This is a genomic window from Streptomyces sp. NPDC055078 (genome assembly GCF_053607985.1).
In genome coordinates, this window is record NZ_JBSGUP010000034.1 from 1 (window position 1) to 20,358 (window position 20,358).

The window sequence follows — 20,358 nt, forward strand, 5'->3', positions numbered from 1 at the left end:
GGGCGGGGCTGTCGCGGCCCCGCTCCGGGCCCCCGGGTCACTCTTCCCAGCGGCGCACGATCAGGACCGCGTTGTGTCCGCCGAAGCCGAAGGAATTGCTCATCGCGACCCGTACGTCCCGCCGCTGGGGCCGGTGCGGCACGAAATTCATCTCCGGGTCCAGCGGGTTGTCACAATTGATGGTCGGCGGTACGAATCCGGTGGTCAGCGCCGACTGTGCGGCAATCAGCTCGACCGCGCCGGCCGCGCCGATCATATGGCCCGTCATCGACTTGGTGGAACTGACCGGAATGGTCGTCGCATGCTCGCCGAGAACCTCACGGATCGCCTGGCACTCGATCGCGTCATTGAGCAGCGTGCTCGTCCCGTGCGCATTGACATAGCCGATGTCCGCCGGGCCGATACCCGCGTCCTCGATCGCCTCGCGCATGGCCCGTTTCATTCCGGCACCCTCCTTCTGCGGCGCGGTCCAGTGGTACGCGTCGGAGGTCGCCGCATAGCCGATCACCTCGCCGAGAACGGGCGCACCCCTGGCGACCGCTGCACCGGCCTCCTCCAGCACCACGATTCCGGCACCCGCGCTCATCACGAACCCGTCCCGGTCGATGTCGAACGGCCGGGACGCCTTGTCCGGTTCACCGGTCCGTACGGACAGCGCCCCGGCGTTGCCGGTACCGGCGATGTCGGCCCGGGTGACGCAGTCGTCCGCGCCGCCCGCGATGGCGACATCGGTGACGCCGAAGCGAATCCAGCGGACCGCCTCGCCGATGGCGTCGGCGCCCGAGGCACACGCCGTGGAGATCGCCCGCGACGGGCCACGGGCGCCCAGCAGCATGCTGATCTCACCGGCCGCGCTGTCCATCGCGCCGGTCACCTGGGAGTACGGGGTGACAAAGCGGGGCCCCTTGTCCCGCAGGGTGTGCACCATCGCGTGGTTGGTGTGGACGGGACCGTAACCGCTGCCGACGACGACCCCCGTACGGTCCCCGAGGCGGTCACCGATGCTCAGCCCCGCCGACGCGACGGCCTGCGCGGCGGCGGCGACCGCGTACTGCGCGTAGGTGTCCATACGGCGGCTGACCCGGCGCGGCACATAGTCGCCGGGGTCGAACCCCTCGATCTGCCCGGCGATCGACGTGGGCAGGTCGGAGGCGTCGAAGGAGGTGATCGCCCGGATGCCGCTGCGGCCCGCCAGCATCGCCGCCCAGGTGCCGTCGGCGGTCACCGCGAGCGGGGTGACCGCGCCGCGGCCGGTGATGACGACCCGTCTGCGCACCGCGCGGAGCCGGTCGGAGTGCCCTGCCGCCGTCATGCCGCTCATCGCCCCACCTCGCCGCGACGCTCTGCTCCGTAACCGCTCATGTCCTCACCTCGCCGCACTCTGACCTGACGCCGCTCATGTCCTCACCTCGCTGAACTCCGACCTGACGCCGCTCATGTCCTCACCTCGCCGCGCTCCGACCTGTCGTTCGCTCGCGTCCCGGTTCTCCGCGCACCGCCCCGCCTCGTCGCTCACTGCGGAACTCCGTCCGCGTCACCGATGCCCGGCGGGACATCGTCCAGCGCCACCGGGACCCACACCACACACACCCGGCCGGCCGCACACGCGCTGAGCGCCCGCGACAGGGCGGGCAGCAGGTCTTTCTTGGCGCCGATGCTCTCCTGGCGTACCCCGGGGCGGGCGACGAGTGCCGGGACCGGGGCGTCCCGGCGGACGAAGGAGTAGCGCGCCGCGGCCGGGCCCTCGGTGCCGAGCTGGGACTGGAGCCAGCCGTAACCGCCGTTGCACAGCACCACATAGAGCACCCCGATGCCGTCGTCCGCCAGGGTGGCGAGATCGCTGCGGAACAGTTCGAAGGCGCCGTCGCCCACGAAGGCGGCCACCGTACGGTCCGGCGCCGCGACCTTGACCCCGGCCGCCGCCGCGGCGCCGAAGCCGAGGCTCGTCTGCTCGGAGGGCACGACCGAGCCGCCGTGGGCGCCCGTGCTGTGGAAGGGATAGAGATACGACCACATGTCCTGGAGGCCGTTCTCCTGCACGAGGACATGGTCCGGGGGCAGTACGGAGTTCAGCTCGGCGAGCACCTCGGCGACATGCAGCCGGTCCGTCGATGCCATACGGGCCAGTTCGGCCGCGCTCGCCGCGGCCATGGCCGCGCGCGCCCCGGCCACCACGGCCCGCCAGCTCCCGGCCGAGGGCGCACCGGGCGGCGGCGACTCCGACGCGGGCGTTCCCGGCAGCAGCTCCGACCACGCCGTGATGGTGCCCACCGCGTCGCCGATGACTCTCGGGCCCGCGAACTCCGCCGAGAACTCCGCGGAGTCGACATTGATCTGTACGACCGGGGTCGCGTCCGGCAGCCGGTCCCAGCCGTGGACGGCCGTCTCCTCCAGTCTGCTGCCGAGGGCGATCACCAGATCGGTACGCCGCCAGATCTCCTCGGTCTCCGGCCGGGCGTAGAGCCCGGACAGCCCGCAGAACAGTTCATGGTCCTCCCGTACGGTGCCACGGCCCGACGCGGTACAGAACACGGCCGCGCCCAGCTGTTCGGCGAACCGTGCCACCTCGCGGCCCGCTTCGGCGCCCCGTACCCCGCCGCCGACCAGCAGGACGGGCCTGCGCGCCGCGCGGACCGCGTCCAGCGCGGGGCCCGCCGTCCGCGCCGCGTCGTAGCGCCGCAGAAGCTGTGGCGGAGCGGCCCAGGGCCGCCGCCGGACGATCTCGGCGCCCAGCAGATGGTCCGGCACTTCGAGATACACCGGCCCCGGCACCGGGCCCGCGGCCACGGCCAGCGCCTTCTCCAGGGCGGGCACCAGCCGCTCGGGGTGGTCCACCCGGTGTGCCCACTTCACCAGCGGTGCGACCAGGGCGAGCTGGTCGGTCTCCTGGAAGGCGGCCGAGCCCCGCCGCCGGTCGGCGGTCCCGGCGGCGAGCAGCAGCACCGGGGCGGCGGAGTACTTCGCCTCCAGCAGCCCGGCGACGGCGTTGGCGGTGGCGGGACCCTTGCCCACCGCGCAGACCGAGGGGCGGCCGGACATCAGCGCATGGCCGGTGGCCATGAACATCGCGTTGCGCTGGTCGCGGCAGAGGATCATGGCGATGTCGGTGTAGGTGTCCGGGCGGCCGGTGTCCGGGCCCGTGCCGGTACCCGGGCCCGCCAGCGCGCGCAGCAGGTCGAGATCGTCGGCGGGCAGCCCGAAGACCGTGCCGACGTCTGACGCGGTGAGGAAGTCGGCCACGGCCTCCCAGGCACCCGCGTACGTCCGGGTCCCCGACGGGCGGTTGTCGGTGGTGTCAGCCACGGCGCCCACCGCCGTCCGCCCGCAGGGCGATCACGGCGGGATAGTGCTCGGCCACCACCTGGGAGAGCAGCAGGGGGACGGCGAGTCGTTTCTCCCCGTACGCCAGGTAGTTGGCGATGATGCCGTGCCCGCCGAAGGGGCGGTTGCCGTCCTCCGCCTCGGTGAGGGTCCTGTTCACACAGGTGTAGTGGCGCTGGGCGAGCAGTTCGACGGTCTCGGGTGCGTCGCCGTAGACCATCGCGGCCATCGCCCGCTCGTTCATGAACGGCGATGTCAGCCGCCGGTGCAACTGTCCGACCGTGTCGTACGGGACGACATTGAAGATCGGCGCGAACATCTCCTCCAGCGGCCCGTTCTCGCTGAACGGCCAGACCAGCACGGTCGGGGACACGCGCCGCTGCCGGAAGTCGACCTCGCCGCCGTACACGATCCGCTTGCTGTGCCGGCGCAGATGCTCCGACGCGGTCTCCAGCGCGGCCGTGTAGTAGACCGGGCCGTAGTCGGCGGCCGGGTCCGCGTAGTCCCCGAAGCGCAGTTCGCCCAGTGCCCGGAAGAGCATGCCGAGGAACGCCTCCAGATCGGCGGAGTGCACCAGGAAGACATCGGGGCCGTAGCAGTCCTGGCCGGAGTTGAACATCCGGACGGAGACCGCGCCCTCGACGGCCCGCCGCAGATCCGCGCCGCGCGCGACGACGAAGGGGTTGACCCCCTGGCCGAAGAACACCAGAAGCTGGTCCGGCCGCAGACCCGCGCGGATCGTCTCGACGTTCTTGTACGTGCCGGTGAACGTCACCAGGTCCGCCTCCGCCGCCGGTCCCTCGACGAACGCGCGCTGGGACAGCTCCGCAAGACGGATCGGCAGCCCGTGGACGGGGGCGAGCAGTTCATGGATCCTGCGGGTCTGGTCCCCGACCTGGCCCGAAGGGCGGAACGTCAGCTCCTCGACATAGAGCGAGGGCACGAGCAGCAGCAGGGCGTAGGAGTACAGCACCACATTCGACGGCATGAAGACGGCGGCCGAGCCGACCCGGCCGGGCCGATGCCCGGCGATCTCCTCCCGGGCCCCCTCCAGGGCCGCGGTGAACGAATCCAGCTCGGCCGTCGCGGTCCGGTGATTGGATATCTCGACCAGGATCTTCAGCAGGGGAGCGGGATCGGCACGGACGAAATCCAGTACGGAGTCGATCGCTTCGAGCCGCCCGGGGAGCGGCGGTGTGGTCACGGTGGACTGGGTGTCGATGCTCATGATCGGTCCCTCCTGGGTGGGAGAAGGCTGTCGGGTGGACCGGCCGCGTCCGGGGCGTCGGGGTGAGGGGGAGCAGGGGGAGCAGGGGGTACGGAGGTGAGCGCCCCGGTGACCGGGTCCGGGTCCGGGGTGTCGGGGTGAGGGGGAGCAGGGGGTACGGAGGTGAGCGCGGCGGTCACCAGGTCCGCAAGCTGCCGCAGGTCGGTCTTGCCGCGCCGGTTCACCGGGAACCGGGGGACGGTGAGGACCTGGTTCGGCTGCTCGTGGGCGGCGAGGGCCGGTGACATCAGCCGGCGCCAGTGCCGGGCGTCGCGCCCGGTCTCGTCCTCGACCACGAACACGAGCCTGCTGCCGAGGCGTTCGTCGGGCAGCGGGACGACCCGGACCGGGCGCCCGCACACCTCGGCCGCCGCGGCGAGCGCTTCCGGGTAGAGGGTGTGGCCCAGCCGGTGGACGGCGTTCTTCCGTCCGACGACGAAGACATTCCCCTCGGTGTCGCGATAGCCGAGGTCCCCTGTGTCGTAGCGGCCGTTGCGGTCGTGGCGGTCGTGCGGCAGTGGTTCCAGCTCGCCGTCCGCCGTGAGATAGCCCGCCATCAGGCCGGGGGTGCGTACGGAGATCTCGCCGACCGTGCCCGCCGGGGCCGGGGCACCGGCCTCGGTGCGGATGGTCAGCTCGACACCGTCGACCGGGCGCCCGCAGCCGATCGCGTTCTCCGGGACGGCCAGTGCGATATTGCCCGCCTCGGTGCTGCCGTAGCCGTCGATCAGCGGTCGTCCCATGGCTCTGCGGAAGGTCCGCGCGAGCCCGGGGCCGAGCGGGGCGCCGCCGACGCAGAACATCCGCACCGGCCGCAGCCCCTCGCCGAGTACGGGCCGCCGGGCCACCAGTTTGAGGATGCCGTGGTACGTGGACGGGGCCGCGTCGACCACCGTCACCCCGGCCTCCGCGCCGCAGGCGAGGGCCTGGTCCAGCCGGGACGACGAGGGGACGACGAGCGCGCACTCCGTCATCCACCACAACAGCACCATGGACAGCCCGTACTGGTGGGAGAACGGCAGCAGCGGCAGCAGCACATCGTCGGGCCGATAGCTCATCCGGTCCGCGGTGGCCTCGATATTGCGCAGCACCGAAGCGCCGGAGCGCACCACGGCCTTCGGTTCGCCGGCGGTGCCGGATGACCAGCAGATCAGGGCGTCCCGGCGGCCGTACCAGTCGGCCTGACGCAGCTCTCCCCTGGCGCCTCCGCTCCGCTCGGCGGTCAGCTCCTCGACGCGGAGGGACGCCGGGCCCGGCCCGGTGGCGGCGGCTTCCGCGACTGTGCCGGCGACGGTGTCGGCGGTGTGGTGGACCACCCAAGCCGCCCTGGTCCGGGTGGCGGTCTCGCGCTGGCGGTCCGGGGTGCGGTGGTGGTCCACGAGCACGATCGAGGTGTCGAGATGTATCAGCGCGAGTAATGCCACGATGTGGTCGACCGAATTATCCGTGGTGAGCAGGACCCGGTCACCGCTTCGCACGCCCCGGTCGGCCATTTCCGCGGCAGCGTTCAGCGCCGCCGCTTTCACCTCGGAAAGGGAGTACCGCTGCCGGCCCGTGATGATCTCGGATTTCACAGGGCGCACCACATGCCCGCCTTTCCCCGGCGGGCTGCCCAGTTCGGACGGGTCATGACGGTTCTCCCTCTGCGGTAATATTCGGTAACGTTGTGCAGCGAGCTGTGCGGCGGGTATTCCTGCCGCTTCCGGTCCCGTTCGGGGTGTGGCCGAGCGCGCTGTAAACTGTGCGTCGCACAGCGACTCCCTCCCTCTGATCACTGTGCGTAACAGGAGAGGAGTTGGCCGAAGTGGCCGACCAGGGCCGGCACTACTTCTCATCGGACCCGGCGGTGACCTCCCGGCCCGGCCTGGTCCGGGTCGAACTCGACGATGTGCGGCTCGACCTGCGGACCGACACCGGGGTCTTCTCGTACTCCCGGCTCGACGCGGGTACGAAGGTGCTGCTGGAGAACGCGCCGCTGCCCAGGAACCGTGGCGACATCCTCGATCTGGGCTGCGGTTACGGGCCCATCGCGCTGACCTTCGCGTCGCGGCGCAAGCGGCTGCGCGTCTGGGCGGTGGATGTGAACGAGCGCGCGCTCGGGCTGGTGCGGGAGAACGCCGAGAGCGCGGGTCTGGGGAATGTGACCGCCTGCCTGCCGGACGAGGTTCCGGACGATGTCCGGTTCGGGACGATCTACTCCAATCCGCCGATCCGGGTGGGCAAAGAGGAAATGCACGCCATGCTCCGGCGCTGGCTTTCCCGGCTCCAGCCCGGCGGCACCGCGTATCTGGTGGTGCAGAAACACCTCGGCTCGGATTCCCTGGCGAAATGGCTGAACGCACAGGATTTTCCGGCGGTGCGACTGATGTCCCATCGTGGATACCGACTGCTCGAAGTCCAGAATTCGGCTGACCGGGAGTCGTAGGTCCAGCAGTGACAAGTTCAGCAGTGATAAGTCCAGTGGTGACAAGTCCAGTGGTCAACTGACCTCTCCTAACGGATTGAGAGAAATGCAGCAGCTCAGGGGAACCGAACTCAAGCGTTTGCATCGGTCCTGGAAGAGACAGAGTTCGGCGCAGCTGGCGCTGCTGCTCGAAGGGGTGCAGTCACCGTTCAACGTCGGCTCCATCGTGCGTACGGCGGCGGCGTTCGGCGTGGGGCGGCTCTATCTCGTCGGGGCCACCGCGTCGCCCCGTAACGCCAAGGCGCAGAAGGTGGCCATGGGCACCGACCGCTATCTGGATGTCCAGGTCTTCGCCGAGCTGACGGAGGCCGTGAGCCGGGTCCGGGCCGACGGCTACCGCCTGGTCGGCCTCGAACTGGCCGACGAGGCCGCGCCGATCCATGAGATGGACCTCTCCGGCAGCACCTGCGTGGCCGTCGGGAACGAGGACCGCGGGCTGTCGGCCCAGTGTCTGAGCCTGTGCGACGCCGTCACCTTCATTCCACAGCTCGGCCGGGTCGGCTCGCTCAATGTGGCCACCGCCGTCGCTCTGAGCTGCTACGAGGTCCGCCGCCAGGACTGGACGTCCCTCCCGGAGACCGACGCACCCGGCTGACGCGGTGCTGTGCGGGCGAGCTGTGCAAGTGCGGGCGGTGCGGGTCGCGGGGATGCGGGCGTTGGCGGTGCGGGTCGCGGGGATGCGGGCGGTACCTCATACCCAGGCGTCCAGCGCGTTGTGGAAGACCCGGGGGTGGACGACCCGTACGGGCAGTCCCGCCGGGGGGAGGTCACCGAGGCGGCCCGCCGCCGTCGCCTCGTCGGCGAAGAGCACCACATTCTGGGCGTACCAGGGCTCCACCTCCTCGTTGTCCCAGACCTGGCCGCGAATGAAGTCGAAGCAGCGGTAGCCCCGGGCGGTGAACTTCTCCGCCCAGAAGTCGAGCCACTGCTCATTGACATGGCCCACGCCCCCCTGGCCGGGGATCGCCGCCGAGAAGAGCACCGCGGGCGCGCTCGCGGTCAGCGCGCCGATGAGCCGGTCCGCCTCGCTCGCCGGCAGATGCTCGGCGACCTCCAGGCAGACGGCCAGATCGTGCCGCTCCAGATGGTCGCCCGCCTCGGCGAGGTCGATGGCGCGGAACCGGTCGGCGGGGATACGGAGGCGTTCCCCGGCGACCCATTCGCCGTCGAAGCCGGAGATACGGCCGGCGCCGTGCCTGGCGAACTCCGCGAGCCACACCCCCGTACCGCAGCCGACGTCGACAACGGATCCGGGTGACAGCACGGCGGTGACCAGCGGGACGATCACCCGGGCCGAGCGCAGGGAGCCCTGCTCGATGTCGGAGTAGAAGGCGTCGCTGTAGATCTCGCCGTTCGGTGCGGGGGAGTCCGGCGCCCGGGTGGACGCGGGTGCCCGGGTGGACGCGGTGGGGGATTCGGGTGCCTGGGCAGTGGTAGGGGAGTCGGGTGCCTGGGCAGTGGTGGGGGCATGGGCTGACGAGCCGTCCGCGAGTTCGCTCATTGTCCTCTCACTCCTGGTGTGGTCCGGGTCGCTTCCTCGATCGGGTGGGCCGGAGTGCCGATGACGACGGACCTTGCCGGGACATCGCGCAGCGCGGTCGCCCCGGCGCCGACCACGCTCCACGCACCGAGCCGTACGCCCGGCAGGACCGCGCTGTTGAGGCCGAGGGTGACTCCGTCGTCCGTCACCACGCGCCCCGCCAGCCGGGTGCCGGGGGCGAGGGTGCAGTAAGCGCCCATGACGTTGTCGTGGCTGACCGAGGCGCCGACGTTGACATGGCTGTGCCGGCCGAGCACACAGTTGGTGGTCACGGTGGCGTGCGCCGCGACATAGCAGCCCGGGCCGAGCGTCACCCGGCGGCCGACCGACGCGGTGGGATGCACGATCGGGGTGGCCGGCCGCGCCGAGTGCGCGGCCATCAGATCCAGCCGCCGCCGGACCGCCCCGTCGCCGATGCCGATGACGTACCGCGCGTCGAGCGAGCGGATACGGGAGGTCGGGCCGAGGAACTCCGTGCCCAGTCCGCGCAGTTCCCCGGCGGACGGTTCGGTGTCGTCGAGGACGCCGAGCAGCTGCCAGCGGGGCCGTACGGCATTGATGGCCAGGACGGCCTCCACGATCTCCCGGCCGTGTCCGCCCGCGCCGAACACCACGAGCCGTTCCGGTGCGTGGTGGATCATGCGAACCCCCTGTCCGCAGCAGCCAGTTCATGGCGCAGCACTCCGGCCACCAGGACGATGGACTCATCGGGGATCTCCTGGCCGATGGGCACATTGACGACCCGCCCGGCGACCGCGTCGGCGACCGGCAGCGGCCCGGCGGCATGGCGGGCGTGCACGGGGGAGCGGTGCAGCGGCTGATGGCGGGTGCCGGTCGCGATCCGGTGGTCGGCCAGCCGGGTGACGATCCGGGCGGTCAGCGCGACGGACGGGGTGAGCAGGGTGAGGTCAGCCCAGCTGGGCCGCCGCCCGTCGGTGCCGGGTCGAGTGTGCGGGCTGGCGTCGGGTCCGGGGTGCGGGCTGGCGTCGGGTCCGATGTCCGGGCCGGAGTCGGAACCGGGGTGCGGGCCCACCACCCGCAGCTCCGGCACCGCCGCCAGGAGTTCGCGGTACCGCTCGGCGGCCGTACGCCGGGCGGCCAGCCAGGAATCGAGCAGCGGCAGTCCGGCCACCGCCACGGCCGCCGCGAACTCCGTGAGCCGGGGCCCGGCGTACCCGGCACGGCCCATGGCCCCCGCGCGGGTCGACTCCGTACGCCCGGCCGCCGGCTCGCGCAGCAGCGCGGCGAGTTCGGGATCCCGGCAGACCACGGCCCCTCCCTCGCCACAGCACAGCGGGGTCCCTTCGCCGAAACCGAAGACCTCGAAGTCCCCGGCCGAACCGGTGGGTCCGTCCACGGTGGACGCCCCCAGGGCGGGCCCGGCGTCGCCGACGAGCAGCAGATCGTGCGCGGTGGCCAGCTCCCGCAGGGGCCGGGGATCGCAGGGGATGCCATGGACATGCACGGGCAGCAGCGCGGCGGTGCGCGGGGAGATCCAGGGGCCGGCGGTGTCGGCCGTCATGGTCAGCGTCAGGGGCTCGACATCGCACAGCACGGGCGTGAGCCCCGCGCGCAGTACGGCGTCGGCGGTGGCGGCGGGCGCGTAGCTCGGCACCACCACCTCCGGTCGGCCCGGGCGGAGTTCGGTGACCGCGCGCAGCGCCAGTTCGAGCCCGGCCGCCGCGTCCGGTACGGCGACGGCCGCGGCGACGCCCAGTCGGTCGGCGAGCGCGGACTCCAGTTCGGTGGTGTACGGGCCGGGCCCGGTGAGCCCCCGGGTGCGGGTGAGACCGCGCACGGCCTGCTGCACGGGCTCGGTGGGCGGGACGCCGGGGGTGGTCAGCCGCAGGACACCGTCGAAGCTGTCCCCGTAGTACACGGCCTGCGCGGCCTCGGTGCCGGTGAACACCGCGCCCGCCGCGTGCATCGCGAGCCACTTCCCGTGGTCGGCGGCCCGCTCGCCGTCGGTGGGGTACGGGGGCTCCTTCCACTTCGCCCGGTAGGCGACGCTCGGGGTGTAGAGCACGTTCTCGGTGAGGAACGCCCCGAGGGTGCCGGGGGCGTCCCAGGGCTCGTACGAGTCCCGGTACTCCCCGAGGTTGGCGTCGTACAGCCGCACCAGGCCATAGCAGAGATCGGCGCCGGTCTCCGTCAGCATCCGTACACAGTCCGCCAGATGGTTGGGCTCAAAGGCGTCGTCGTCGTCCAGCAGGGCGATGATCTCGCCGGTGGCGAGCCGCTCCGCGTGGTTGCGGGCGGCGGCGCCCGCGATGTACCAGCGCCGGGTGCGGTCGAGCCCCGTGTAGTCGGGGCGGGGAATCTCGGCGTATCTGATCCGGCTGTCGCCGAAGCTCCGCACCGCGGCGCGGACCGGGTGGTTGTCCAGGCCGTCGCTGACCACGACCAGTTCCCAGGCGCGGTGGGTCTGCGCCAGCACCGAGGGGATCGACCGGTTCTCCATCAGATACGGCCGGTTGAAACACGGCATGAGGACGCTGACCAGAGGACCCGAATCGGTCACGTCGGTCCACCCTTCTGTGGTTTGGCGTCGTCGATTGAGGGAGGTGTCGGAAGGGGCGGCGGCGGCGGGGGGCCGGAGCCGGGGCGCTCCGCGCCGGACTCGTCCGCGGCTCCGGTGGCTGCGGCGGCTCCGGGGTCCCCGGGCGTACCGGGGGCGTTGGGGGCGATACGCCGTCTGATGTCGATGAGACGGGCGAGGTCCTGAATGATGTCCGGGAGCGTGTCCAGGCTCTCCGTATAGGTGCGGACATAGGAGATGACGGCGAAGATGGTCCCCGCCTGGGCCTCCGGGGACGAAGTGGCCTGGAAGAACACCAGGACGCACAGCACGATGACAAAGACCTCCAGCGTGCCCCAGTTCTTCGCCTCCGCGTCCGAGAGTTTGATCTCCCATTTGCGCAGCAGCCCGTAGTGGCGCCTTATGCTCTGCTCGCTCCCGGAGGTGAGGACGTCCACCTCGCGTTCCTGCTGATCGTTCAGCTCGCGGCTCAGTGCATAGGCCCGTCCCGCGTACCACCAGTTCACCGCCACGATCGGCACGATCAGCAGAACGCAGTAGAAGGCGCTCTCCACGCTGTAGGTGAACAGCATGACCAGCGAGCCGACGATGGCGAGCAGACCGGAGATGATGGAAGGGATATGTGTTTCGGCGAATTCGACGAACTCCCGCGACAGTGTGGAACGCGCCACGATGACCGAGTCGGAGAGCCCCTCTCTGCGCTGCTCCAGCACCACATCGGCGGCCAGGCTCGCGTACATGCTGGTGAAGACGCGGGTGTCATAGCACTGCCGCAGCAGTCCGACCACGGCATGGACGGCCCAGATCGCCACGAACGGGATGATGCGCGCCGGATTGTCGTCGAGCAGTCCGTCGATGGCGATGCCTATGGCGAAGGGGTAGAGCAGATTGAATGCTTCCTCAAGGACCACCAGGCTGTATGTCAGCCACACTTTGCTGCGGTACTTGCGATAAACGCGGCGCAGGACGCTGGACGCCGGAACCTCTGATTCCGTCGTGCTCACCGTTTATTTTCCCTTCCGAACCGGCATGGTTGATCTCTTACGGCTCGGCCCGAGCGATGCGTCCTACCGTAGCAGTCCCGTCAGTTGGGGAAGAACGGACGTATAGCCGATCCAGCACTCCCAGTCGTCGCGGTCCCAGTCGAACATGTTCGCGCGCTCGAAGACCTTGAGCGCACCCGTCGGATTCTTGGAGTCCACCGTGAATCCGATGTAGTCGAAATTCTCCTCCCTGGCCCGCAGATCCACGGCGGCCGTCAGGTGCCGGAAGAATCCCCGGCCGCGCCAGGCGGGCGGGGTGCCCAGATAGTTGATGCGCAACTCCCGCACCCGCGCCCCGTACTCCTCCCAGGAATTCTCCTGGGTGAGGACGTACGACACGATCGTCTGGGAGCCGTCCACTATGAGGTAGGACATATCCGGGCGGAAGAGCGGATCGCTCTCGAAATCCTCAAGCCATCGCTCCGGGGACACCCGGCCGTCCTCGCGCTGGTCCTCGAAACTGGCGTTGTGCGCCTCGCGGAGCCGGACCATGTCGGCGGGCCGCAGCACCCGCAGTTCGAATCCCTCCCGTAGTTCGGGGACGGCGAGTGCGGGGGTGGAATCCAGCCGGCAGGTGATCTCGTACCACCAGCGCGTGGCCCGGAACCCATGGTGTTCCGCCAGTGACCGCAAGGAGGCGTTCTGTTCCGGTGCCCACACCACGGCGGCCGACTCCCGGCGGTGGCCGACCGTCCGGTGCCGTTCCCGCACCCGGCGCTTGGACCAGTCGATGAGATATCCGCCGATTCCCCGGCCGTGGTCCCGGGGGTCGACCAGACCCTCGATGGTCAGTATCTGCCGGTCGACTCCATCGGTCTTGTTGCGGACGACGGCGTATCCGACGAGCCGGTCCTCGTGGAACACCGCCCGGGTGTCGGTCCAGGGGTCGACCTTTCCGTCCAGCACCTCCTCCAGGAATTCCTCCGGGTAGTAGCTGACATCGGATTCCTGGACTTCCTCGTAGTGTTCGATCAGGTTCTGCCAGACCGCCGCGTCATCGGCGAGCAGCGTGCGCGCCCAGTACCGCGGCGGAAGCTGGAGGCCGGCCGTACTCATATCGGAAATGCCCTTCTCTCCCGTCCCACTGAGGTCCGTCACCATGAGGCCCCCTGTCCGGACCGGCCGGACGAGGCCGGCCCAGTGATCCGTCAGGTCCGTATGACACGCACCAGTTCGTCCAGTCCGGCCTGTACATGGTCCGAGTCCCGGTGAACCGGTGTCAGCCGGTACTTCTCGGAGAGCGGTATGACCAGATCGACCTGGGAGCCGTACCGGATCTGCGAGAACCGGGCGCCCTGGTGCACCGGGATGTTCTGCCCGAGCCGGAACGGCGTGATGCAGCTGACGTCGTAGTCGGCGATCTGGAGCAGGTAGTACGACTGCCCGAGCGCCGGGGCGTAGACGCGGTTCACCATCCGCTGGTTGGGCCGCAGATACTGCGCGTCGGAGACATCCACCCTGAGGTCGTACAGCAGGCTGTTCTCGACATCGAGCATCGGCCGGTTGTAGGTGTGGATCGGCGGCAGTTCCCGATAGGACAGGATGCCGCGGTAGGGAATCCGGTTCACATGCACATCGAAGTACGTCATGAAGATGCCGATGACCAGGCTCTCCTTGTCGTACTCCGGATCGCGGAGCGCATCGCGCAGGGTATAGGGGACGCCCTTGATGTCGACGATGGGTTCCGTCGGCTTGACCGTCTTCTGGTAGAGCAGCACACCATCGGCCGGCGAGAAGAAATACGATGCGTCGATGACCCGCCGACGGCTCGGGTCACGGAAGAAATAGACGTCGGACAGCCATGTGGGCGACCGCTCGTCGAGTCTCAGGACTTCGCTCTCCACCCAATCTTTCAGCGGTTTTGCCATATCCCAACCCCCTGGCCGGTATTTTAGGATGACTCCCTTGACTCCCTGAAAGGGAGAACCGCTCCCGTGGGCGTCCTTGACGCCTCAGCGCCGTTCTACCCAGGCGGACAATCACGTGTCAATCGTCTGACAGCTTCCTGCCAGAGGATTGACATGCCATCCGGCCGCTTGCCAGTTTTAGCGCACAGCAAGAATGTGGACCGGCCGCCGCTGACCAGCGAGACCTGCGCACCCAAACCGCGTACGGCGCCGCCCCGCCCTTGCTGTCTGCCTTTGTGAGGCACCTCTCGACAGACGGGGCGAGGTGCCCCAGGTATCCGACGGCGCATCAGCGCACGGTGCACCAGTACGGCGCATCAGTACGGCGCATCAACACGGTGCATCGGCACGGTGTATAAGCACGGCGCATCAGCGCGCGGTGCATCAGGTCGGCTACAGAACACGGCACGGCACTCTGCCCGATCGGGCCGACGGAACAGAGGACGTGATGGCGCAAAGCATCGAAGAATGGGTGGCAAGCGAAGTAAAAGAGCTGGGCGACAAGTCGCCGAGCTGGCTGGCGGAGAACTATTTCTTCCGCGATCCACGGCGTCCGCGGTTCGTCGACCCCGACTTCTTCTACTCACCCGCGGACGGCATCATCCTCTACCAGAAGGTGGTGCGCGCGGATGAGCAGGTCATCGATCTGAAGAGTGTGGACTACACCCTTCAACAGGCTCTGCGCGACCCCGATTACCAGCGGGACAGCCTGGTCATCGGCATCTTCATGACGTTCTTCGACGTCCACACCAACCGGGTGCCGTACAGCGGCTATCTGTCCTACCGGCTGGCCGAGCCCATCGCCACGTACAACCGGCCGATGATAGCGATGGAGAACTCCATTCTGGAGGACCTGCGCATCGACTTCGGGTCGGCGGGATATCTCCAGCACAATCAGCGGATGATCAGCGAGGTGCACTCGCCGAGGCTGGGCGAGAACTACTACATCCTCCAGATCGCCGACTACGACGTGGACTGCATCCTCCCCTACCGCCTCAAGCAGAACTCGTCGTACCTCCAGGGAGAGCGCTTCTCCCAGATCCGATACGGCTCCCAGGTGGAACTCGTCATACCGCTGAGCGATCGATACACCTGGGAACCGGTCCAGCCGGACGGCTGGCATATCAAGGCAGGCATCGACCCCTTGGTGCGCGTGCGGAAGAATTTCGCGGTTCAACCGAAAGCGGAGGAAATATGACAGTCACGAACGACCGGGCCCGCACGGACAGCGCATCATCCGGAGCGGCCGAACCGCCGCAGAACCCCAGCCATCTGGACTACCCCGCGTTTGTGGTGAACGCGCCGTTCTCGCTGTCCAGCGAAGTGCCGAACAACGTCTGGATGGAAGAACTCTCCGAGAGCGACCGGGAGATCGACCGGGGCCGGGCCATGGTCCAGTTCCTCGAACTGTTCTCGGTACTGAGCGCCGGCGCCCTGGTCTATGTGCTGCCCACTCCCCGGACCACGGGCCTCCAGGACCTCGTCTACACGGCGAATCTGGGCATCGTCCCGACGCATCTGCCGGGCGTACGCGATGTGGTCGTCTCCAATTTCACCTCCGAGCCGCGCCGTGGCGAGACCCCGGTCGGCGTGGACTACTTCACCGGCATGGGATACAAGGCGACCGTCTGTCCCCACCGGTTCGAGGGCGAGGCCGACCTCAAGCATCTGCACGACAACGTCTACGTCGGCGGCCACGGCCAGCGTTCGGAACGCGCCGCGTATGAATGGTTCGAGCGGGAGTACGACGCCCAGGTCGTGAAGCTGGAGATGAACAACCCTCATCTCTACCACCTGGACTGCAGTGTCTTCCCGATCACCGAAAGCTCCACCCTCGTCTACACCGACGCCTACAGCCACGCGGAACTGGCCGAGCTGGAGAAGCACACCGAGATCATCCCGGTCAGCGAGGAAGCGTCCTTCTCCGGCATCTGCAATTCGGTGCGGTCCGGGAAGACCATCATCAACTCCTCCTGTCTGCACGACCTCAAGGCGGGCACCGACGCGTACACGGAGGAGAAGACCAAGCTCGACGAATTGGAGCGGATCGTCAGCCAGCAGGGCTTCGAGCTGGTGCTGGTGAACATCGACGAGTACTTCAAGAGCGGTGCGCTGCTGTCGTGCATGGTGATGCACCTCAACCGGTTCTCGTACAGCCTCGCCCTGATGTGAGGGAGAACGGATGTCAGTGATCACCACAGCGGCGCTCCCCGACCATTCGCTACTGCTGGAGGACGTCGCCGGGGCCCCGGCGACGTCCCGGACGGCCGGCCCGGACCGGGTGCTGGTCGTCGTGCCGACCAAGGGGCGCCCGGAGCGGGTCCGGCGTCAGGTCGGCTCGCTCCCCGTCCACTACGACGCCCTGCTGCTCGCGACCGTCCCCGAGGACCTGCCGGAGGGACTGCCCGACCGGCCGGGGCTCCAGCAGCGGATCGGCCCCTACCCGAGTGCCGGACGCACCTTCACCACCCCCCATCCCGACCTGGCCGCCAAACGCAACAGCGGTCTTTCGGCCGCCAGGGAGGGCGGCTACGGCGCGGTCGTCTTCATCGACGACGACGTCGATGTGACCGCGGCCGATCTGCTGGCGATGGTCGCCGCGCTCGACGGATACACCATCGTCGGCCGGCGCTCCGTCGGGGTCGCCGACCACTCCATGCTCTACAAGGTGCTCGGCCGCGCCTCCCTGGTCACCCCGTTCGTCTCCGGGAACTGCCTGGCCGTCCGCACCGGGTACGCCGGGGTGTTCCCGGACATCTACAACGAGGACTGGTTCTTCATGTGGCCGGCGCTGTGCCGCCGCGAGGTCGGGCGGCTCGGCGACGTACGGCAGGTGGCCGTCGACGAGGGCACCCGCGACCCGGCCAAGCGGGCGGCGGCCGAGGAAGTGGGCGACGTCCTGGCCGAGGGCTTCTTCCGGGGGCTGCACGAACTGCCCCCGGCCGCCCGGCCCGAGAAGGCGGGTCCGGCCGTACGCTCGGAACAGTTCTGGTCGCGCGCGCTGTACCGCCGTGCCTTCCTCTACGAACTCGCGCGCACGGTCCTGGCCAACTTCCCCGATGACGGTGACGGCGCCAGCGCCGACGCCGACGCCGTACGGATCGGCCTCCAGGCGGGCCAGGACATCCTGGCCGGACTGAGCGCCCGCGAACTGGCCGCGTCGGCCGCCGAGCTGTGCGACTCCGCCGCGAGCGGCTCCGACGGCGGACGGGAACGGCAGCTCGCGTCCCCGTCCCCGGTGGGCGGGTGAGGACATGAGGGTCCTGCTGACCGGCGCGCTCGGTTACATCGGACAGGTCGTCGGCCCCTGGCTCCAGCGGGCCGGGCACGAGGTGGTCGCCGTCGACGCCGGATTCTTCCGGTCGTCGGGGGACGGGGAGGTGGGTGCCGGTGCCGGTCTCTTCCGGTCGTCGGGGGAGGGGGTGGTGGGTGCCGGTGCCGGACTCCTCCAGCCGCCCGGGGACGGGCCGCCGCGCGTCGATGTCCGTGACATCGGTGTCGCCGAACTGGCCGGAATCGACTGTGTCGTCCATCTCGCCGGACTGTCCAACGACGCCTGCGCGGACCTGAGGCCCACCCTCGCCGCCGCCGTCAACGAAGAAGCCGCGGTCCAGCTCGCCGACACCGCCCGGCGGGCCGGCGCGCGCGGTTTCGTCTTCGCCTCCAGTTGCAGTGTCTACGGGCGTTCCGCCGAGGTGTGCGCGGAGCACCACACGCCCGCGCCGCTCAGCCGGTACGCGCGCACCAAGCTGGGCGCGGAGACCCGGCTGCTCGCCGCCCGGGACGGCGGGTTCGCCCCGGTCGTCCTGCGGTTCGGCACGGCGTACGGGCCGTCCCCGAGCCTGCGCACCGACCTGGTGGTCAACCGGATGGCGGCCTGCGGTCTGTTCGGCAAGCGGGTCGTCCTGCACGGCGACGGCCGCCAGCGGCGGCCCATGGTGCACGTACGGGAGATCGCGACCGCGATCGAGGGGGTCCTCGCTTCCCTGCCCGAGGCGGGCGGCGAGATCTTCAATGTGGCCGGGGAGCAGGGCGCCTGGCGCATCCGGGACATCGCCGCGCACATGGTCGACGTCCTCGGCGTACCGCTGGAGACCGAGGCGAGCGCGGGCGACTCGCGCGACTACCTGGTGGACGGCGGCAAGCTCCGGGCGCTGGGCATCCGGCTCGACGAGGACTTCGCCGCCGCCGTCGCGGAGACGATCGACGGCGTCGGAGCCCGCTTCGGCTCGCTCGAACAGGCGCTGGGCGCACCGCAGAACAGATGCGACGCGATCAGGGCGCTGCTCGCCGATGGCGCCGTCGACGCTGAGCTGCGCTGGCGGGTCGGTGGACCGGGGAAACGTCAACCAAGGGAGTCGGTTCGGTGATCAGGTACGACCAGCTCGTCAGCATTCTTCTGCCCTGCTCCCGGAAGCCGTATCTGCTGGCCGAGCGGACCATCCCCTCGGTGCTCGCCCAGCGGTATCCGCACTGGGAACTCGTCGTCGTCAGCGAGACGCCCGGCAACACCCAGGTGGAACGGGTCGTCGCCGCCTTCGACGAACCCCGGATCCGCTACCGCGAGGTGGGGCCGGTGCGGGACCCTGAGGGGGAGCCGAAACCGGGGCCGAAACCGGAGTCCGGCCCGAAACCGGAGTCCGGGCCGGAGCCGAAACCGGTGCCGGGGCCGGGGCGAGCCCCTGAGGGGGACCCGGAGCAGGTGCCCCGGACGGGACCGGCCGCGGCGCTGCGCCGCGCCGAGGAGCTGGCCCGGGGCGATGTCATCGCCCTGCTTGACGAGGACGGCGAGTTCCTGCCGGGCCATCTCGACGACGGTCTCGCCGCGCTCGTCACCACCGGCGCGGACCTCTGCTACGGCACGGCCCGGGTGCTCGACGCCAATCTGGGCCGTCACACCGTCGAGTACGACGACTGGAACGACCCGGCGACCCGGGCGCGCTTCGCGCGGGGGCCGGTCTTCGTCCCCTCCTCGGTGCTCTACCGGTCGGCGTGGCGGCGCACCGCCGGGGACGACGGCTCCCCGTACGCGAAGTTCGCCGCCATGCGGGCGGCGGGCGCCCGCTTCACCAGTGTCGCGGCGGAACAGGTCCTGGACCATGCGAGCCGGGAGCGCTCCTGGGCGCGGATCTCCACGCCGAGCCTGCCCCCGGCCGGGGAACTGCACGCGGCCGTCGACCGGATCGCCGCCACCCGGCGGGTGTCCAACAACGGGCCGTACTGCGCCGAGCTGGAAGTGGCGCTGGCCGACTACCTCGGCACCGGCTCGGTGGTCGCCACCGCCAGTGGCGACACCGCGCTGGGCATGGCGATGACCGTCGTACGGCACAGCAGGCCGGGCCGCACCGAGGTGATCGTGCCCAGCTACACCTTCCCCTCCACGGTCAACGCGATCCTGAGGGCCGGGCTCACCCCCGTGTTCAGCGATGTCGGCCCCTCCTCGCTGGGGATGACGGCCCAGGAGGCCGAACGGCTCATCGGGCCCGCGACCGCCGCCGTGATGCCCGTGCACTCGCACGGCATCCCCGCGGACATGCCGGAGCTGGAGAAGGTGGCGGCCGGGTACGGAGCCCTGCTGGTCAGCGACGCCGCCGCCGCGCTGGGCGCCACGATCGACGGCCGCAAGGCCGGGTCGTTCGGCGATATGGAGGTCTTCAGCCTCAGCGGCACCAAGGTTCTCACCAGTGGTGAGGGCGGAGCCATCGCCTGCCGGGACCCGGAGATCGAGCACCGGCTGCGGCAGCTCGGCCGCTACGGCCTGGGCGACAACTACACCTGTGTGGACGCGGGCGGGGTCAATGGACGGATGCCCGAATTCGCGGCGGCCGTCGCTCTGGCGGGGCTGCGGCTGCTCGACACCTGGCTCGCCCGCCGCCGGGACTCGGCGGCGCTCTACCGGCAGTTGCTGGCGGAGAGCGAACTGCTGCGCCTGGTCGCGCCGGACGACCCCCGGACCCTGCCCACCTGGAAGGACATCTCCGTGGTGACACCGTCTGTCGCCATCGCGGAGCGGCTGGCGGCCCGCCTCGCGGACTACCGCATCGAGACCCGCCCCTACTACCGGCCGGTGCACCGGATGCCCGCGTACGCCCATCTGGCGACACCCGATCTGCCGGTCACGGACCGGGTGGCGGACTGCCTGGTGAGCCTGCCGATCTCCAGCGAGATCCCGGACAGCACCGTACGCACGATCGTCGGCATCGTGCTCCCCGAGTTCGAGGATCTGCTCGCGTCGGCGGGTCCCCCCTCCGGGGACGCGGCCGGCCACTGAACCCGA

17 protein-coding genes are annotated in these 20,358 nt (G+C 70.0%); 7 read left to right on the forward strand and 10 right to left on the reverse strand.

All coding sequences use genetic code 11. From position 1 onward, the window contains the following. Positions 1-37: 37 nt before the first annotated feature. From fabF to ACWF94_RS05310, 4 genes are all read right to left on the reverse strand, one after another. Positions 38-1,321, reverse strand: coding sequence for a beta-ketoacyl-ACP synthase II (fabF, locus tag ACWF94_RS05295; RefSeq protein WP_453484869.1), 1,284 nt, complete (start codon positions 1,319-1,321; stop codon positions 38-40). Between the two features lie 191 nt (positions 1,322-1,512). After that, a complete protein-coding gene (locus tag ACWF94_RS05300) occupies positions 1,513-3,303 on the reverse strand; it encodes a thiamine pyrophosphate-binding protein (RefSeq protein WP_453484871.1) in 1,791 nt (596 codons plus the stop codon). Further along, the gene (locus ACWF94_RS05305; protein WP_453484873.1) at positions 3,296-4,549 is read right to left on the reverse strand and encodes an aldehyde dehydrogenase family protein; all 1,254 of its coding nucleotides are present in this window, start codon (positions 4,547-4,549) and stop codon (positions 3,296-3,298) included. The genes ACWF94_RS05300 and ACWF94_RS05305 overlap by 8 nt, the downstream gene beginning before the upstream one ends. Then, positions 4,546-6,162 carry a class I adenylate-forming enzyme family protein gene (locus ACWF94_RS05310; RefSeq protein ID WP_453484875.1) on the reverse strand — a complete coding sequence of 539 codons (1,617 nt, stop codon included), beginning with the start codon at positions 6,160-6,162 and terminating at the stop codon, positions 4,546-4,548. Before ACWF94_RS05310 ends, ACWF94_RS05305 begins: the two co-directional genes overlap by 4 nt. Positions 6,163-6,392: 230 nt before the next feature. Here ACWF94_RS05310 and ACWF94_RS05315 point away from each other — a divergent pair, with 230 nt between their 5' ends. Both ACWF94_RS05315 and ACWF94_RS05320 read left to right on the forward strand, forming a co-directional pair. After that, positions 6,393-7,013 (forward strand): class I SAM-dependent methyltransferase, encoded by a 621-nt coding sequence (locus ACWF94_RS05315; protein WP_453484911.1) that lies wholly within the window; start codon positions 6,393-6,395, stop codon positions 7,011-7,013. An 85-nt stretch (positions 7,014-7,098) separates the two neighbouring features. After that, positions 7,099-7,647 carry a TrmH family RNA methyltransferase gene (locus ACWF94_RS05320; protein ID WP_453484877.1) on the forward strand — a complete coding sequence of 183 codons (549 nt, stop codon included), beginning with the start codon at positions 7,099-7,101 and terminating at the stop codon, positions 7,645-7,647. A gap of 96 nt (positions 7,648-7,743) precedes the next feature. Here ACWF94_RS05320 and ACWF94_RS05325 read toward each other — a convergent pair whose 3' ends face one another. The 6 genes from ACWF94_RS05325 to ACWF94_RS05350 form a co-directional block, all read right to left on the reverse strand. Beyond that, the gene (locus ACWF94_RS05325) at positions 7,744-8,553 is read right to left on the reverse strand and encodes a methyltransferase domain-containing protein (RefSeq protein WP_453484879.1); all 810 of its coding nucleotides are present in this window, start codon (positions 8,551-8,553) and stop codon (positions 7,744-7,746) included. Beyond that, the gene (locus tag ACWF94_RS05330; protein WP_453484881.1) at positions 8,550-9,233 is read right to left on the reverse strand and encodes an acetyltransferase; all 684 of its coding nucleotides are present in this window, start codon (positions 9,231-9,233) and stop codon (positions 8,550-8,552) included. Before ACWF94_RS05330 ends, ACWF94_RS05325 begins: the two co-directional genes overlap by 4 nt. Further along, entirely contained in the window at positions 9,230-11,113 is a 1,884-nt protein-coding gene (locus tag ACWF94_RS05335; protein WP_453484883.1) for a DegT/DnrJ/EryC1/StrS family aminotransferase, read from the reverse strand. The genes ACWF94_RS05330 and ACWF94_RS05335 overlap by 4 nt, the downstream gene beginning before the upstream one ends. Next, complete coding sequence (locus ACWF94_RS05340; protein WP_453484885.1) at positions 11,110-12,135, reverse strand: ABC transporter six-transmembrane domain-containing protein; 1,026 nt, start codon at positions 12,133-12,135, stop codon at positions 11,110-11,112. The genes ACWF94_RS05335 and ACWF94_RS05340 overlap by 4 nt, the downstream gene beginning before the upstream one ends. 63 nt (positions 12,136-12,198) lie before the next feature. Further along, on the reverse strand, positions 12,199-13,230 hold the full coding sequence (locus ACWF94_RS05345) for a hypothetical protein (protein ID WP_453484886.1): 1,032 nt from the start codon (positions 13,228-13,230) through the stop codon (positions 12,199-12,201). A gap of 92 nt (positions 13,231-13,322) precedes the next feature. Next, the gene (locus tag ACWF94_RS05350) at positions 13,323-14,042 is read right to left on the reverse strand and encodes a phosphatidylserine decarboxylase (RefSeq protein ID WP_453484888.1); all 720 of its coding nucleotides are present in this window, start codon (positions 14,040-14,042) and stop codon (positions 13,323-13,325) included. A 511-nt stretch (positions 14,043-14,553) separates the two neighbouring features. Here ACWF94_RS05350 and ACWF94_RS05355 point away from each other — a divergent pair. From ACWF94_RS05355 to ACWF94_RS05375, 5 genes are read left to right on the forward strand one after another with little or no spacing between them, the layout of a single operon-like run. Further along, entirely contained in the window at positions 14,554-15,279 is a 726-nt protein-coding gene (locus ACWF94_RS05355; protein ID WP_453484889.1) for a phosphatidylserine decarboxylase, read from the forward strand. Continuing rightward, positions 15,276-16,253 (forward strand): dimethylarginine dimethylaminohydrolase family protein, encoded by a 978-nt coding sequence (locus ACWF94_RS05360; RefSeq protein WP_453484891.1) that lies wholly within the window; start codon positions 15,276-15,278, stop codon positions 16,251-16,253. The genes ACWF94_RS05355 and ACWF94_RS05360 overlap by 4 nt, the downstream gene beginning before the upstream one ends. A 10-nt stretch (positions 16,254-16,263) precedes the next feature. Continuing rightward, on the forward strand, positions 16,264-17,331 hold the full coding sequence (locus ACWF94_RS05365; RefSeq protein WP_453484893.1) for a hypothetical protein: 1,068 nt from the start codon (positions 16,264-16,266) through the stop codon (positions 17,329-17,331). 4 nt (positions 17,332-17,335) lie between these two features. Further along, entirely contained in the window at positions 17,336-18,451 is a 1,116-nt protein-coding gene (locus ACWF94_RS05370; protein WP_453484895.1) for an NAD-dependent epimerase/dehydratase family protein, read from the forward strand. After that, on the forward strand, positions 18,448-20,352 hold the full coding sequence (locus ACWF94_RS05375) for a DegT/DnrJ/EryC1/StrS family aminotransferase (protein WP_453484897.1): 1,905 nt from the start codon (positions 18,448-18,450) through the stop codon (positions 20,350-20,352). The genes ACWF94_RS05370 and ACWF94_RS05375 overlap by 4 nt, the downstream gene beginning before the upstream one ends. The last annotated feature ends 6 nt before the right edge of the window (positions 20,353-20,358 follow it).